The 16,081-nt window shown below is 54.9% G+C and carries 11 protein-coding genes and 2 pseudogenes; 7 read left to right on the top strand and 6 right to left on the bottom strand.

Going from position 1 to position 16,081, the window contains the following annotated elements; all coding sequences use genetic code 11:
* Positions 1–169: 169 nt before the first annotated feature.
* Positions 170–2,023 (bottom strand): Lnb N-terminal periplasmic domain-containing protein, encoded by a 1,854-nt coding sequence (locus CFE47_RS08425; protein ID WP_286836257.1) that lies wholly within the window; start codon positions 2,021–2,023, stop codon positions 170–172.
* Between the two features lie 89 nt (positions 2,024–2,112).
* Positions 2,113–2,601, bottom strand: a complete 489-nt coding sequence (locus CFE47_RS08430) for a DUF3015 domain-containing protein (protein ID WP_016973832.1) — start codon at positions 2,599–2,601, stop codon at positions 2,113–2,115.
* A 268-nt stretch (positions 2,602–2,869) separates the two neighbouring features.
* Between CFE47_RS08430 and CFE47_RS08435 the strand changes: the two genes are divergently transcribed.
* Positions 2,870–5,308 carry a Lon protease family protein gene (locus CFE47_RS08435; protein WP_185708533.1) on the top strand — a complete coding sequence of 813 codons (2,439 nt, stop codon included), beginning with the start codon at positions 2,870–2,872 and terminating at the stop codon, positions 5,306–5,308.
* 178 nt (positions 5,309–5,486) lie between these two features.
* Positions 5,487–5,816, top strand: coding sequence for a PA4575 family protein (locus CFE47_RS08440; RefSeq protein ID WP_286836258.1), 330 nt, complete (start codon positions 5,487–5,489; stop codon positions 5,814–5,816).
* Between the two features lie 3 nt (positions 5,817–5,819).
* Here CFE47_RS08440 and CFE47_RS08445 read toward each other — a convergent pair whose 3' ends face one another.
* Complete coding sequence (locus CFE47_RS08445; protein WP_286836259.1) at positions 5,820–7,646, bottom strand: hypothetical protein; 1,827 nt, start codon at positions 7,644–7,646, stop codon at positions 5,820–5,822.
* Between the two features lie 162 nt (positions 7,647–7,808).
* Here CFE47_RS08445 and CFE47_RS08450 point away from each other — a divergent pair, with 162 nt between their 5' ends.
* Positions 7,809–8,297: a TIGR00645 family protein gene (locus CFE47_RS08450; RefSeq protein ID WP_017739158.1), complete on the top strand. Its 489-nt coding sequence runs from the start codon at positions 7,809–7,811 to the stop codon at positions 8,295–8,297.
* A gap of 15 nt (positions 8,298–8,312) precedes the next feature.
* On the opposite strand, the gene CFE47_RS08455 is transcribed toward CFE47_RS08450, so the two are convergent.
* Both CFE47_RS08455 and CFE47_RS08460 read right to left on the bottom strand, forming a co-directional pair.
* Entirely contained in the window at positions 8,313–9,746 is a 1,434-nt protein-coding gene (locus CFE47_RS08455) for an ArnT family glycosyltransferase (protein ID WP_286836260.1), read from the bottom strand.
* A 206-nt stretch (positions 9,747–9,952) separates the two neighbouring features.
* Complete coding sequence (locus tag CFE47_RS08460; RefSeq protein WP_286836261.1) at positions 9,953–10,204, bottom strand: DUF6124 family protein; 252 nt, start codon at positions 10,202–10,204, stop codon at positions 9,953–9,955.
* Positions 10,205–11,183: 979 nt separating this feature from the next.
* Here CFE47_RS08460 and CFE47_RS08470 point away from each other — a divergent pair.
* Positions 11,184–11,966 (top strand): hypothetical protein, encoded by a 783-nt coding sequence (locus tag CFE47_RS08470; protein WP_286836262.1) that lies wholly within the window; start codon positions 11,184–11,186, stop codon positions 11,964–11,966.
* A gap of 33 nt (positions 11,967–11,999) precedes the next feature.
* Here the strand turns inward: CFE47_RS08470 and CFE47_RS08475 are convergent.
* Positions 12,000–12,585 (bottom strand): annotated as a pseudogene (locus CFE47_RS08475) (IS66 family transposase); the annotation flags it as partial.
* Between the two features lie 426 nt (positions 12,586–13,011).
* Here CFE47_RS08475 and CFE47_RS31665 point away from each other — a divergent pair.
* The 3 genes and pseudogenes from CFE47_RS31665 to CFE47_RS08485 form a co-directional block, all read left to right on the top strand.
* A pseudogene (locus CFE47_RS31665) lies at positions 13,012–13,300 on the top strand (hypothetical protein); the annotation flags it as partial.
* 60 nt (positions 13,301–13,360) lie between these two features.
* A complete protein-coding gene (locus tag CFE47_RS08480) occupies positions 13,361–14,905 on the top strand; it encodes an AAA family ATPase (RefSeq protein WP_286836263.1) in 1,545 nt (514 codons plus the stop codon).
* Positions 14,902–15,984 (top strand): hypothetical protein, encoded by a 1,083-nt coding sequence (locus CFE47_RS08485; protein ID WP_286836264.1) that lies wholly within the window; start codon positions 14,902–14,904, stop codon positions 15,982–15,984. Before CFE47_RS08480 ends, CFE47_RS08485 begins: the two co-directional genes overlap by 4 nt.
* Positions 15,985–16,081 lie beyond the last annotated feature (97 nt).

Here is a 16,081-nt window from a genome sequence, read left to right on the forward strand (position 1 = left end):
TCCTTGAGATTAAACTGAATAGATACCGATCTACTGTGTGGGGTTGTGTGGGAGCCGGGCTTGCCCGCGATGCAGGCACCTCGGTATGACTGTTTCACCGCAGTGATGCTATCGCAGGCAAGCCAGCTCCCACACAAGCCTGCTTCCACAGTTGGATGTGTGTCGAGCCTTAGTAGTGATACCACTTCACTTCAAGCATCACTTCATTCACCGGCGTCGACAAGTGGCTGTACTCGCGCTGCGCACTCAGTCGCAAGCCCAGGTTACGTGACAACTCCCACTGCTGGTTCAGACTGAGACTACGGCGCACTTCGCCATTGGTGAAGAAGTCACCCTTGGCCTCCAGGCTCAGATTGCCCAGTGGATTCTTCCACAGCACACCCGTATTGAACCCGGCAGCCGGCGAGATGGCTTCGCTGAAGTCGTTGTTGTGTTCCACGCGCACGGTGCCGAGGGCGAAGCCGAGCATGTCGTCGCTCAACTGCCAGGTGCCGCCAGCGCCGCCGTTGACGTGGGCCACCAGGGTTTCGTCGTCGTGTTTGCCCGGTACGCGCTCCAGGCCGCCGGTGACTTGCCATGACCAGGGTTGCAGCAGGGCATTACGTGGGGTCAGGGAGCGGATGGTGGCCAGGTCCAGTTGCTGCAGTTGCCAGTGGTTACCCTCGTACTGGCGCAGTTTCATTTGCAGGATTTCGATCTGCGCGCCGAGCGGGAAACCTTCGGCGTTGTCATTCAGGTCGTGGTAGGCCATGCGCAGGCCGTATTCGCCGTAGGCCTTGTCGCCACGGGTGCCGATGCCGGCTTGCCAGGTGCGTGATTCGTGGCCGTCTTCCGGCAGGCCTGGGCGCTCGATGTTCAGGTCGGGCGCCGGGTTCTGGTTGATGGCGCGCAGCAGTTCGAAGCTGCGCTGGGAGCGAGCGGGGTCGCGCTCCAGGCCATTGGCACGGTAGCGGCCAAGGCGATAGGCCGCATCGATGATCAGGGCCTGGCGCTCGCGCGGCAGGGCCTTGAACGCAGGTTCCTGCAGTTGCTTCTGGTCGTCGCTGACTTTCAGCACCCATTGTTGCTCGTCGCTGTTCAGCGGCTTGGCGCGTTCCAGCAGCTCGCGTTCGCGGGAAGGGCGGTAGTCGATTTTTTCCACCAAACCGGCCTCTTTCACCGCCTTGACCGTATCGGTGGGAATGGCGGTCAGCGGGAATTGTTCGGTCAGGCGCAAGCCAGGGCGCGCGACTTGCAGCAGTTCCAGCAGACGATAGGAGCAGTTTTCGTCAAAGAAGAAGTAGTCGAACTGGATCTGCTTGAGTTCCCACACATGCTCCACCATGCGCTCGGTTTCGACCTGGGTGAGGTTGAGGCGGTATTCCCACAGGTCGCGGTTTTCGAGGCTGCGGTATTCGGAGAGTTTTTCCTGGTAGGGCACCAGGGCGAACAGGCCTGGGTAGCCGCCCATCAAACCCTTCCAGGCATAAAGGATGCTGTTGTCCGAACCTTCGATATAGGCGCCGAAGTTGATTGCATAGCTGAGCAGGGCGGTGTTGTTGCTCTGCACATCCGCCTGGTCGATGCGCAGCAGGGTATGGCCGAACATCGACGATGGGCTGTTGAGGTAGGCCGCCGGGAAAATCATCACCGCACTGTGGGGCGCGACGTCCTTGAACCATTGCTTGAATTCTTTGCAGTCCACGGCAGGCAGGTCGGTCAGGAGCAACTGATCCTTGAGCCAGCGGGTACGTGCGGGGTAGACGCATTGGGCGTGTTTTTCGCCCAGGCTGGCCGGAGCATAGAGTGCTTCAACGGTGGCCTTGAGTTCGGCGTCCGGGTGGTGGGCGCCATCGGGCGCGAGGAAGAACTTTTTGTCGCTGACATAGCTGTGCCAGCCGCTGATCTTGCCGGCCTCGTAATGGCCGAGGGACAGCCAGAACGGATCGTTGGCCAGTTGCTGCAAACGTTGATCATCAATATGCGGCGCCGCATACAGCGGGGCGCAGGCGAAGAGTGCCATCCAGGCAAAGCGTTTGAGCATAGGGGCAACTTAAGTCGGAAAAAGTGAGACCCAAAGGGGAGGCGGGTCCAAAAAACGCCCGCGCCTCGAAGGACGCGGGCGGGTCGAGCTTAAGCTTGGGTTGCGTACTTCGCCAAGCGGGCATCGCTTTTCAGTACAGCCAGGGTGTTGTTGTGCACGTCGTCAGCGGTCACGTCAGCTTTGCTGAAGATCTGCTGGAAGTGTTCGTGGGTCACGGCAGCAAAGTGCTCGCGATCTTCTGGAGCCACGCCCAGTACTACGGCATAGGTGGTCAGCGCTTCGCCATTGCCCTTGGCCATGTCTTCGGACAGCTCGTTCATCATGCCATTCATGGCAATCCAGGACTTGCCGCCGTAGGTCAGGGCGCTGTTGGTACTGCAACCGTTGGTGCCCGAGGTCATGCCGAAGGTGGCGTTACCCGAAGTGCCGTTGGTGGTGGACGCCAGGAAGTGAGCCGGAGTACCGCGCTGGCCTTCGAACAACATGTTGCCCCAACCGCAGTTCGGGCCACCTGGTGCTTCTGCCATTGCATTGAGGGAGACGACGGTGAAGAGAGTACCGAGAAGGATCCGTTTCATAGCTTTGTTCTCTTTGTGTGCAAACCAATGGACAAGGGTTCAGGCGCGTCGCAGCGCCCTGAGGGATCGGTTATTAGTCCAACCCGCGCAGTTTGGAGTTTAGGCACGTTCCAGGGGTTCCGTTATTTTTTATAAAACAATCAGAGATTTCGCGTTTTTTTTGTAGGACGTGTTCCGTGTCTAGGCTTTCCCAACAACGCGCCTTGCCAGAGCGCGCAACCGGGAGCCAGAATGCCGTCATCTGCCCCGCCTGATGTAAGGAAGCCCGATGCCTGATCCTGTTGCTGCCAGCTTGCGTCTAGCGCCCGAAGCGCTGACTCGCCCTTTCTCCGCTGAACAGTTCAGCTTCTCGACCACCAATGATTTGGAGCCCTTTCGCGGTGTGCTTGGCCAGGAACGTGCGGTTGAAGCGTTGCAGTTCGGTGTGGCAATGCCGCGCCCCGGTTACAACGTGTTTGTCATGGGCGAGCCGGGTACCGGTCGCTTTTCGTTCGTCAAACGCTACCTGAAGGCTGAAGGTAAACGCCTGCAGACCCCGGCGGATTGGGTCTACGTGAATAATTTCGATGAGCCTCGCGAACCGCGCGCACTGGAATTGCCAGGCGGCGGCGCGGCGGCGTTCATCAGCGACATCAACGGCTTGGTGGATAACCTGGTTGCCACCTTTCCGGCGGTCTTCGAACACCCCACTTACCAACAACGCAAAAGCGCCATCGACCGCGCGTTTAACCAGCGCTACGACAAAGCCCTGGACGTGATCGAGCGCCTGGCCCTGGAAAAGGACGTGGCGCTGTACCGCGACAGCACCAACATCGCCTTTACTCCGATGCTGGATGGAAAGGCGCTGGACGAGGCGGAGTTCTCGCAACTGCCGGAAGCCGACCGCGAGCGTTTCCACACGGACATCTCCGAGCTGGAAGAACGCCTGAACGAAGAACTGGCCAGCCTGCCGCAGTGGAAGCGCGAGTCAAACAACCAACTGCGCCAGTTCAACGAAGAAACCATCACCCTGGCCCTGCAGCCTTTGCTCGCACCGCTGTCGGAAAAGTACGCGGAAAACGCGGCTGTCTGCGGTTACCTGCAAGCCATGCAGGTGTATCTGCTCAAGACGGTGGTCGAGCAATTGGTGGACGACGCCAAGACCGACGCCCAGGCGCGCAAGCTGCTGGAAGAGCAATATTGCCCAAGCCTGGTGGTCGGCCACCCGGTCAACGGTGGTGCACCGGTGGTGTTCGAACCGCACCCGACCTACGACAACCTGTTCGGCCGTATCGAATACAGCACCGACCAGGGCGCGCTGTACACCACGTATCGCCAGTTACGTCCGGGCGCTTTGCACCGTGCCAATGGCGGCTTCCTGATCCTGGAAGCCGAGAAAATGCTCGGTGAACCGTTTGTGTGGGACGCTCTCAAGCGTTCCCTGCAGTCGCGCAAGTTGAAGATGGAGTCGCCGTTGGGCGAGCTGGGCCGTCTGGCCACGGTGACCCTCAACCCGCAGATGATCCCGTTGCAGGTCAAAGTGATCATCATCGGTTCGCGCCAGTTGTACTACGCGTTGCAGGATGCCGATCCGGACTTCCAGGAAATGTTCCGCGTGCTGGTGGACTTCGACGAAGACATCCCGATGGTGGACGAAAGCCTGGAACAGTTCGCCCAGTTGCTCAAAACCCGTACGTCGGAAGAAGGCATGGCGCCGCTGACCTCGGACGCGGTGGCGCGCCTGGCGACATACAGTGCGCGGCTGGCGGAGCACCAAGGCCGGTTGTCGGCGCGCATTGGTGATTTGTTCCAGTTGGTCAGCGAGGCGGACTTCATTCGTCACCTGGCCGGCGATGAGATGACCGATGCGGGTCACATCGAACGAGCGCTCAAGGCCAAGGCCACGCGCACTGGGCGAGTGTCGGCGCGGATCCTGGACGACATGCTCGCCGGGGTCATCCTGATCGACACCGCCGGCGCCGCGGTTGGCAAGTGCAACGGGCTGACGGTATTGGAAGTCGGTGACTCGGCCTTTGGTGTGCCGGCGCGGATCTCTGCCACGGTGTACCCGGGCGGCAGCGGTATCGTCGACATTGAACGCGAGGTCAACCTTGGCCAGCCGATTCACTCCAAGGGTGTGATGATCCTCACCGGTTACCTGGGCAGCCGTTATGCGCAGGAATTCCCGCTGGCGATCTCGGCGAGTATCGCGCTGGAGCAGTCCTACGGTTACGTGGACGGTGACAGCGCGTCCCTCGGCGAGGCGTGCACCCTGATCTCGGCCCTGTCAAAAACGCCGCTCAAGCAGTGCTTTGCGATCACCGGCTCTATCAACCAGTTTGGCGAAGTGCAGGCGGTGGGCGGGGTCAACGAGAAGATCGAAGGCTTCTTCCGTCTCTGTGAAGCCCGCGGTTTGACTGGTGAGCAGGGGGCGATCATTCCCCAGGCCAACGTTGCCACGTTGATGCTGGATGAGAAGGTGCTGCAGGCCGTGCGTGCCGGACAGTTCCATATCTACGCGGTGCGCCAGGCGGACGAGGCGTTGAGCCTGCTGGTGGGCGAGCCGGCGGGTGAGCCGGATGCCGAAGGGCAATTTCCGGAAGGCTCCGTCAACGCGCGCGTGGTTGAGCGTTTGCGGGTGATTGCGGAGATGATCAGCGAAGAAGACTTGAAGGAAGCGGAGAAGGAGCTGGCGCAGCAAGCGCTGGCCGAGGCCAAGCCCACCTGAAGGCGGTTTGTCATGAAATTGACTCGGGCTGTAGGGACCAACGCCCGTTGGTCCCTACAGCCTTGGTTTGTACTGGTTTTCTTCTATTCTCTGCTCAAGGGATCTCTACAGGAGTCGCAGGATAGAGACAGCCTCGCCTTGCGTGAGGTTGAACACCGATCTACCGAGGGTCGCCGCCATGTCGCGCAACCTCTGCCTCACCCGCCAGTGCCTGGGCCTGGTCACCCGTATCGAATGCTCGATTCGCCCTCTTGCGGGGGATACCGGGATGTGGACCTTGTTGTTTGCCGCCGGAATGACGGGCGAACAGCCTTCCACGATCAAGTCTCAAGGTCCGTTCCATGGGCCTTTCGTGGCCGAAACCATTCTTGAATCCATCGTCGAAAGCCTGACGCTGCACGGCTATGAGCTGGCAGACGACCCGCAGATCTGGTGCCTGCACCTGCAGGCCCATCTGCGGCAGCTCAATAGCGGGCGGGTGCACAGCCTCAGTGACACCCGCCACTGAGGGTTATTTGGTTTCTGGCTTGTCCAACTTGACCTCGAAACCGTATTGCACGGTGTTCAGGTCGGTGCGCTGGTAGCTCTCCAGCGATGTCGGCTGACCGTAGAAATAATGCACATCAAACATCGCCGTGCCGTATTCCTCGGCGCGGTGGCTTACGCCGAGGATTTCCTTGAGGTAGCTGCCACTGGCGTCCTTGGCATAGAAGCGCCAGCTGTCGGACGGGAATTCTTTCTGGTCGACGATCAACGCGTTGTCCTTGAGGGTCAGACCCTTGGGCAGTTTGGTCACGTCAATCGTGGCTTTCTCGATATTGGCCAAAAACAGCGGAATCGAGCCCACCACAAATGCCGGGTTTTCCGGGAACAGGTTCAGGTCGTAGGTGAGAGTGCCGCGCGCAGCATCCAGCTCGAAAGCCTCGGCCGGTAGCTCAATGGGCTCGCCGCGTTCGCCTTTTTCGTCGGCGGTGAAGAAGGTGATGGGCTCTTCACTGCTGCTGCGTTCGTTGCCCACCAGGTCGTCATTGAAGGTGAACGGGTGGTCGAACACGATATGTGCAGCGCTGGCGTCTTCGGTGGACTGGCTGATGGTGACGCTGTTTTTCAGCTGGTCCTCGGTCATCGACGCGTCCTTGAGCCAGCTGGCGGCGCTGTCGTCGTACACGGTGACTGGCATCGGCAGGGCCTGTACGGTTTTTTGCAGGCTGTTTTTGTCGAAACGCTGTACGGGTAGGTCGAGGTCTTTGCGGGTGACCGTGGCCGTGGAGAAGTCGAGCACATCGACCTGCAGGTTATCGATCAAGCCATTGAAATAGACCTTGGCGTAATGGCTGCTCTGTTTATGTTCGAAGGCTTTTTGCTCGTCAGTGAGCTGTTTTTCGAACGCATCGGACCAGGTTTTCTGTTTTTGCATCTCGGCCAGTTGTTTCTCGTAGAACTCCACCTGCGCGGCATTCTCGTTGATCGAGCCTGAACGCGTGAGGAATTGCCCCGTGCTGTCCCGTGCCTGTACCAGCAGCGGGTTGGGTGATTCGTCGCCGACCTCCGGCGCCAACGGTGCGCTGTTGGTAAGCTCGATTTCGGCGTAGTTCTTTTCCAGCAGCAGCAGGTTGAGGGTGATCGTGCCCTCGGTACGTTTGTGGCCAACGTCTTTTTTCGACAGGTCAAACGTCAGCACTTTGCCAGGCGCAACCACTTCAACCGCACCTTTGAGGCTGACGGGCTGTGGTTGGCTCTTGTTCTCTGTCTCGACGCCCTCGATGAATGGGTAGGTCACCGTCAGGTCGTCAGGGTTGGTCAGGTTGGAGCTGCTGGGGCTCAATTGGATGCCGGGATCGGTTTCCGACCATTCGGGCTGGAAGGGAATGACCTTGTTGTTGCTCAGGGTGACCGACTGCCATTCCAGAACGTGGGGGAACGGGAACTGGTCCGGGGTGTTGAAGCTGAACGGGAAGACCGGCTGCAAATCCGTCAGGTAGTCGGAGTGGGAGGCTTTGCGCAGCACGAACAGGCCATTGACGTAGGTATCCACCAAGGCTTGGGGAGTGGGGTAATGCTTGAGCAGGGCCAAGGTGTCTTCGCCGTACTCGGCCTCGATCGGTTTGTCGGCGAGCTTGACCCGTGCGCGCTCCAGCAACAGCAACGAACCACCGAGGTCGGCGATGGCGTCGCGCAGTTTTGGGTCCTGGATGCTGTCCAGTGATTGTTCGAACTTTGCGGTTTTCTCTTCGAGGGTGACCTGCTTTTTCTGCTCATCTTTGGGGGAGCAGCCGCTGGCCATCAGCAACGCCGCACACAGGCCGATACTGGCCAAAGGGGATCGCACATCCATCATCTGAGTCTTCCTGTCCGACGTCATCGAGCCGAGTTGATGGGCTCGACACTAGCAGAAAAACGCTCTTACAGATGCCGCCTGGGTCAGTTTTCTCGCGGTTACAGCTGTTTGGTAGTGGCTGGTATACTCGCCGCCATTTTTAGCCAAGCTGTGTGAGATCCCATGGAACGCTTTATCGAAAATACTATGTACGCCTCACGCTGGCTGTTGGCGCCTATCTACCTCGGGTTGTCCCTGGGCCTGCTGATCCTGGCGCTGAAGTTCTTCCAGGAAATCATCCATGTGCTGCCCAACGTGTTCACCATGCTGGAGGCGGACGTCATCCTGTTGCTGCTGTCGCTGATCGACATGGCCCTGGTCGGCGGCTTGTTGGTGATGGTGATGATCTCCGGCTACGAGAACTTCGTCTCGCAGCTGGATATCGATGACAACAAGGAAAAGCTCAACTGGCTGGGCACCATGGACTCTTCGTCGCTGAAGATGAAGGTGGCAGCCTCCATCGTGGCGATTTCGTCCATCCATTTGCTGCGCATCTTCATGGACGCCAAGAACGTCGATCCACAGCACCTGATGTGGTACGTGATCATCCACATGACCTTCGTGGTCTCGGCGTTTGCCATGGGTTACCTGGACAAACTCACCAAGCACTGATGCCCCGCGCCAGCCTTATTGCTCGATGAAGTAGTAAGGCTGGCGGCTGATCGCCATCTCCTTGATCACCGTCACTTTCTCATCCAACCCCTTGGTGTGATCCGTCAGCACAACGTTGCCGGGTTTGGCGGTGAGGAAAGCGCGCAACTCAGGCTCGCTTTGCAGGATCGGTACGTAGGCCTGCATATAGAACACACCGGCTCCGGAAATACGTTCGTTGGGCTGGAACATCGCCACTTCTCGACCTTCTGCCTGCAGCGCCTGGAGTTGGCTGATCACCGGCACGAACGACTCGCGCTTGTCGGCCTTGGGGATAAACCAGAAAGCCGCGCCCAAGTAGCTGGCAAACAGCACAGTAAATACCCCAGCAATCACCGGCCGATGGTAGCGGTACAGGCCAGGCTTGCGATCCTTCAGCCATTGCAACAACACGTAGGCATATTCCGCCGCCAGCACCGTGGCCGCTGGCGTGAGGGACATCAGGTAAACGGTACGTTTGCTGGACGCCAGCGTCAGCAGGGTGAACTGCGCCACCAGCCACACACTGAAAAACAGGCGGTAGCGATTGCGCATCAGGCTTTTGCGGAAATGCCACAGGCCCAGGTACACCAGGATGTTCCACGGCAGGAACGCCTGGGGCAGCTTGGCGATGTAGTAGTAGAACGGCTCGTAATGGCCGGCTTCGACAAACGAGCCGCTGAAACGCCCGACGCTATTGGTCCACAGCACTTCGCCGACAGCCTGCATGCCGCCACGCTGGAACAGGAAGCCCAGCCAGATCATCAGCGGCACCAGCGCCAACAGCGTGAACAGCCCAGGCTTGATCCAGTCACCGACGCGCAGGCGCTTGTCCATCACACTGGTCACGGCCAGGTACACAAAAATCACAATGCCCGGCATCGCCAGACCCAGCACCCCTTTGCTCAGGGTGGCGATCACCATGCCGACGGTAAACAGCGCCCAAGCCCAGGCGCTGGAGCCTTGGCGATCAGGGCGCATGACTTGGTAGAACGCCAGCAGCGCCGTGGTCACGCCAAGGGTGAGCAATGCGTCTTCACCCACACCGCGCACATTGCCCCAAAAACTGGCCATGGTCGCCAGGATCAACGCCGCGCCGAACGCCAGGTTCTTTGGTCGGCCGAATTGACGCAGCATCCCGTAGAACAGCATCACGCTGAACAACCCGGCAAACGCCGAAGCTAGCCGCACGGCCCAAGTAGTGCCGCCAAACAGGCGAATCGCACCGGCGTCGAGCCATAGGCTCAGAGGCGGTTTTTCCAGGAAGGGCTCGCGAAACAGACGCGGCACCACCCAATCATTGTCCAAGTGCATGGCCATGGCGATCCCGGCAACGCGGGCTTCGGTGGAACCTTGCAGCTCGTGTCTGCCCAGGGCGAAGAAGAACAGCAAACCTACAAGCAGCAACAGCAGAGGAACGGGACGCGTCATGGGTTCAAGCTACCGGGGCAGGGGACCGTTCGGGGGGAACGGTCATTGCAATTGGCTAGTATCTGTCGGGGATTCTGAATATTTCGTGAACGAGAGTGGGTTTTTGTCATTGTCACAGCCCACGCCTTGGGCACGCGCTTGGATGATGGAAACGCATCACAGCAAAAGGCCGAGCCGCAGAATGAATGCGCCTCGGCCTTTTTGGGTTATTGGACAGTTTGCGGAGCTTGGGTGAGTACCAGCACGCGCTCCACCAACAATTCCCCGAGCACGATCAATTGCTGAGTGGCCAGCAGCTTGTGGCGGTAGGCGCCGTCGAGTTCGAAGGCCAGGTCGGTGGTCATGGCATTGAGGGACGCGAGGGTTTCGCTGGTTTGGATCAACAGGGTTTCGGCTGGGATGTCTGGAGCTAGGGTGAAGAGGGTGGTGGAGGGGGGATTGGGGGTGAGTTTTTTCATGGTTGTTGCTCCTACACTGTTCAAGGAGCCGCCACCTCCCGCTGTCAAACAGGATTGGGTGGCAGCTGTACGCGGGTTGACAGACCGGAAGTGTAGGAACCCGGCGCACCCGAAGATGCCCCACGCACAGCCACCATGAAATAGGCGGAACGCGTAAAGCATGCCGTCTTATCAAAGGGGTGTGAAGGTTACACTTTTCGGCCTGTCAAAGCCGGTCACTGATGTGCAGCGACTGGGGAACGTTAGCGTTATGGTGAGGTGAGCACCAGTTCATCAACGGCGCGATAGCTTGCGGGAAAATTCCGAGGGCTGTTCGGCTGGGCTTTCCTCATCGCAGAAACAACAAAACCCGCAGTTGGCGGGTTTTGGTGATGCTGAAGTGCCGGGGTAATTTGAATCGGCTAATTAAGTTATTGATTTGTAACATTAATAATTATTTTTATTTTTAGTTGGAATACCATTTAGAATACTGCACTCCACATGACCACCCGTTTGCATTCGATCTGACCAGCACGCTTCCTAACCATGATTGGCAGTGAACTGCCCATAGCTGCCGGTGGCAATAGGCGGAAATCGATTCAACCCAGCCGGTCGTGGCGTCGTGGAAACGTAAGTGTCCGCCCACACGCCTTGCGTTGCTAAAATAGACGCCCACCGATGTGGCAACAGCTAGGTAATCCACTCACACGATGCGTCGGCGGGCACATAAGAACGCCCTTCAAGTAAGCGTACGGATCATGCCCATCGAGCCGCGCCGACCGGCTCAAACTCATGTTCGCAGTTGCACGTTTATCACTGGTAACGAGCCCGCAAACAATCAGTTCTAGCGCCCATTTGCCAATGGGCGGATTTGACTCTCGATCCAGTTTTCAGCGCTATCCAGCGTTGATTCGGCGTGCTGGCTGATAAGCTGTCACTCGTCCCTGACGAGTGACAGGGGCATCTTCCTCAATCCTAAGCAGTGAAAAAGGACGTCTAAATGGCAAATGCAGATTGGAACTCTCTTGATCGTTATGTGCCGCCGTCGCAACGCCATTACTGCGCTTTTCTGGACATCCTGGGCTACAAGGAAAAATCCAGAAAATTCTTCGCGGGTCAGTACAACCTCAGTGAGAGGATAAACCGCGCCTACGAAAATGCGTTTGGAACGATGAATCTGACATCGCACTTCTACGATACATCGGGAATCAAGACACGTTTCTTCTCCGATAGCATCGTGATAACAGCGGATGCCAAAGAAAACAGCGAGGATGAGCTCTTTGGCGTGGTGCAGTTTTGCTCACTGCTTGCCACTTTTCTGAGCTATGAAGATCTGTTCGTGAGGGGTGGCATCTCCAGCGGTACATATTCTGAGCGAAACGTTGCAGAGCACAGCTTCATCTCCTCAGTCGGGCTGGAGAAAGCCTACTATCTGGAGAGCCAGGTCGCCAAAAATCCTCGGATTATGTTCGACGACCATCTTTATGATGAATTGAGCACCGAGGGCAAGAATTATATCGTCAAGGAAAAGGGGGAAATGGTGCTGCACTTTGCCCGAAGCTTCATTTCCACGAACCCTAATCACAACGATATTTACAAAGAAATGGTCGACGTCTTCAAGAGCAGGGAAGCAGAGCCTGACGCAAGGGCCCGCGACAAATACACCTGGGTTCTCGACTATTATTATTGGTCGGTCACCAGCATCCCGGGACTTGATCTTGGGAGATTCAAACCATTCTGGTCTGGCCAGGATCGAGGCTTTTCCTTGATCGATCAGTACTGAGGCAAGAATTGATCATCAACCAAGGGTTGATGGTCATCGCCACCGAAGATTTTTTGCGTCTGCCCAACTCATCTTGCGTAAGTCAGGGAGGCACCACTGGTGTGGCAGTAGTTGTTCGATCTCACTCACCCGACGTGTCGGCAGGCGCGTGAGGACATCCTTTAAAAACGCGTGCGGATCATGTCCGTGGAGTCATGCCGACAGAATCAAATTCATGATCGCTACGGCCCGCTTGCCACTGCGCAGTGATCCTGCGAAGACCAGCTCTTGCGCCCCAACGCCTATGGTCGGATCTGGTTCTCCACCCAATTATTGTCAATGGGAGCGGCCCCTCCATTGAAATAGCGCGACAGCGCCGGCCAGCGTTTGAGGCTGTAATTCAGTGCTTTGCTGATAGCCGAACCATCATGCACAAGATCGCGCTGAGCGATCATCCATGCATGCAGCGCATCCATCACAGGGACTGCTTTGCCGCCCGTATTCAACGACGTAAATCCGGTTCCAGGTCGCAGACTTCACTCTCGATTTCGTATAACAACTGGATGTAGCGCAGGGCCTGCTCGGCGAGGATGCTCTTGTTGGTGGCGAGCAGCTCGAAGAAGTTGCGCCGTGCGTGGGCCTCGACCAGCGGCTGCAACTACACACCGCTCACGCCAACCCATTGGGGTAGGGTTGAATGCGGGATCGTCAAGCCTGCAGCCATTGGCCGCGTGAGCTTCCCGACGGGATGCAGAAAAAGCGATACCTTTAACCCGCAGGCGCGATTGAAGACGAGGACGTGCTCCAGATGCTGATCCATTCGCAGCCAGCACCGAGGCCAAGTCACGGACATAAAAAGCCACGTGTGATGGCTGATAGGATGAAAACATGGCCGACTTGAAGCCCCACCCGAGCTGAGGAGCTGGATCAAGGAACTCTTGCTCATCATCCTTCGGCGCACGCCGAGTTAGGCTGGGCGGGAACGCTAGCCGAGCAGCGCCTATTTCTATTGCACGCATTGCGCTGAGCCCATCAGAATTAGGGACCAGTTTACAAGGAAGTCAGCATGCAGCACACACCTCCTCCCCCTTTGAGTTCAGGCTCCCGTTGGCTTCGGTGGGAACCTCACGTACATGCCCCAGGCACTTTGTTCAACGATCAGTTCAAAGGCAATTGGGACGAATATCTGACCACGCTTGAAAACGCTACCCCGGCGACCGGCGATCCGCATACTGACCACTACGGATTATTATCTACTCGATACATATCGCGCCGTAATAGAGCAAAAATCAAAGGGGCGATTGCCAGGCTGCGATCTAATTTTTCCAAATATTGAACTCCGATTTAGCGTTGGTAGGGTCATTCTTTGTGCCAAATCGAAATGCAAATCTCTTTAGACAACTATAGGTATCCATTTGAAATCCATCCGACTTAAAGGCTTCAGGAGTCTTTCCGACACTGGACGCATCGAAATCAAACCAATTACTCTTCTTCTTGGTCAAAATAGTTCGGGTAAAAGTACTTTTTTGCGTTCGCTAGCGCTATTAAAACAAGGAACATCAGTTCGAACGCGCGAACCGTTTCTATGGGTCGGCGAGCTAGTCGACTTCGGTGGGATTACAGAAACGTTATCAACATTTTCTGATGAGAAAAGATTGTCGTTTTGCTATGATTTCGATCTTCCAAGCGAATTGCAATTATTGCGAAATTCACACATTAGAAAATCCATTTCTAGTCGATCAAACGTATCTGTAGAGATATCAGAAGTTGCGGCGCCCATTAAAAATGACGCAACCTTTGAGTATAAAATCCAGATTGAAAAAGATAATCTTGAGTTTGTGATTTCAAAAGACGGCAGTATTTCCCTTCTGAATATAAATGGTAAGGAGTATACCGCTTTAGTTGCACATATAGCGGTGAAACACTGGAAGGGACCTATTCCTACGTTCGCCAGAAAAGAGTCAGATGACGCTTTTAAGGTTCTAGAAGGAGACGACGGCAGTGACTTTAACATGGCGCTTCAAAAATTTGTCGCGACGCGTTTACATGGAAGGACTGGTGAGCAAAAGCGCGACAATTTGATTCACAGATTATCTTATTTTCCACTCGCTGCACTTAACGCGTCCAAGAGTGGATACATCGGAGATACTGTTTGGCGGAAGCATGCAGCAAGCTGGAGCAAGACAAGTCCTGATTTCGTAGAGCTGAAAAATCTACTTATCGGAACAAAATTTTTCGACTATATTAATATGATTGCCGACTATACACTCGAGGTGTTAGAGAAATCCAAGTACATTACTCCTCTTCGCGCGAGTGCAGAGAGATATTATAGAAAGCAAGGCTTGGCAGTAGATGAGTTAGACGCGCAGGGTAGAAATTTTGCGTTATTTCTGGATAACATGTCGCAAACTGATCAGACTGGTTTCTCGAGGTGGGCGCAAGATTTTTTTGGTATCTCAATTGCTGTTGAAGAGAATGGTGGACATCTCTCTGTCTACCTTACCTCTAAGGAAGTAGGGGCCGGGAAAGTTAACATAGCAGATACTGGTTTTGGATTTTCTCAAATATTTCCGATTCTTGCCCAATTATGGGTTGCTCAGCGTGCAGGTAGCAGAAAAGCACGGGTGAGCATCCCTATATTCTTTTCAATCGAACAACCGGAATTGCACCTGCATCCAAGATTGCAAGCTAATTTAGCAGATGTACTTGTAAATTCCATTAATGCGGCGAAGGTAGCAAATATAGACCTGAGATTGGTGATCGAAACTCACAGCGAGTATTTGGTCAATCGATTGGGTTATTTGATAGCCAAGAATAAATTTTCTAATGAGGATGCATCAATACTCATTTTTGATAGAGAAAGCTATTCCTTGCCAACCCAGCTAACTCACGCCACATTTAATGAAAAGGGCTTTCTGGAAAACTGGCCTTATGGTTTTTTTGAGCCTGTAGCCATATGATATTCGAACTTCACTCGTCCCTAGTGGGCTACGCAAACGCAAGCATAAAAAACCGAAACAATATTATTGAAAAACTGGAGCTACTTTGGACTGCGCATCGTGAAGGGAATCATATAATTTTTTCTGAAATTCATGTTTCCGAGGAGTTGATCGGCATAATTGGGAATGAAAGCAGATCTGCAAGCGCACTACTAAATCGAATTATTAACCAATACCCAAAGGTTGCCGCACTTGCATGCCATGTTGAGCGAAAAGTATTAATTGGTGATTATAACTCTAATTCCACAGCCATAAAATCCAAGATCATAGAATATCCAATCAATAAAATTAATAGTAGCTTGCTGCAAAAGTCAGTGATACTTGTTGAGAACCTCACAGATGCTGATTTTTATCGTTGGGTTGCTATAAATATTTATAGGCAGACTCAATATGAGGGCGTAACTCTTTCATTTGAAAGCTATCCAGGTGGTGGCAATACAACCTCTGAAGCGTATGATAATTTAAAAGCTAATACATCAAGGCTTTGTCTTTGTATTGTAGATAGCGACATTAGGGCCCCTAAGCTCCAGCCTGGAGAAACAGCCTCTAAGGTGGTGAAAAGCGACCGTTTAAGGCCGCGCGCGCAGGCAGATTTCCATATAATAGGCGCGTGCTCAATAGAGAATTTAATTCCAGTTAGTGCATTTGAAATGGCTTGGGGGGACGATCCAAACTATACTCAAAAACTGGTCTCCTACAAAAAACATTATCGTGATAATCACTGGCGATATCTTCAGTTAAAAAAGAACATATCCTGTTTTGAACTATATGGCGTTGGGGCTTTTTCTCAATATTGGAGCTCTGCTTTAGCGACTACGCCAAATGGCTGTAGCAATAAAATGTGCTCTAAAAAATCAGATTGCAAACACAATATGTTAGACCAGCTGTCTGGCTCACCATTAGGGGCTACATTCTCTCTAATTAAAGATAAAGTGGTTAACCTTGACGAGTTGCTGCCAGATATCCGGCATGCTTGGGAGGAAATTGCTTCAGAGATTTTGAGTTGGTGCTGTGCTCCAAACATGTCGTCAGTAGCTTGACATTGTTTGATTTTATCTTCTGAAACGCAGTAAAGTTAGGAGGGCCATGATCGAGTAAGAATTGATGGAGGATATGTTGCGCCATGGATTGCTTTTG

Source organism: Pseudomonas sp. PGPPP1 (genome assembly GCF_002255865.1).
Lineage (GTDB): Bacteria > Pseudomonadota > Gammaproteobacteria > Pseudomonadales > Pseudomonadaceae > Aquipseudomonas > Aquipseudomonas cremoris.